Raw genomic sequence first — 543 nt, forward strand, 5'->3', positions numbered from 1 at the left:
GCCAACTCTTCAAATATACGTACACATTCACTAGGTTGCCGACTTCTCGAACGATCGAAGGCGCATCAAGAACATCATCGGTTTTTAGAGAAATTCCAGTTACGCCGTCTCCTAAACGAGCGTATTGCTGCGCATCCGCCAGCGGAACTAAAGCCAATGAATGATCAATTTGGCCGTTCAACGTCAAAAAGCCCGCCACTTTGACTCGCACACGTTTTGGCGCTTGAACTTTATTTGTGCCACCCGTTTGAGGAATCATCAACGTGACGTAGTCACCGACTTGCACCTTCAACTCATTTGCAACTCCTCGACCTAAAATCACTTGTTGTTGGCCTGAGTAAAAGTTTTGCCACGCCTCTGGATCAATAAAGTCAGACATGCTCGACACCGCTTGCTCATACGCAGGATCCACACCACGCACTTCAATCGCCTTAAGTTTGCTGCCTTTTTCGGCTAAACCTGTAAAGCGGACGTACGGTGCGGCAGCAACGACATGCTCATGTTGCAGCGCTTGGTTCATCGTCTTGGTGTAGTTCTGCAGTG

Annotated in this window: 1 protein-coding gene; it reads right to left on the minus strand. The window is 48.6% G+C overall.

What is annotated here, in order from left to right:
* Positions 1-543, minus strand: a 543-nt coding sequence (locus tag R7044_RS27515; protein ID WP_225456266.1) for an ABC transporter permease, incomplete at both ends; no start/stop codon positions are given.

Source organism: Vibrio sp. 1402 (assembly GCF_033340275.1).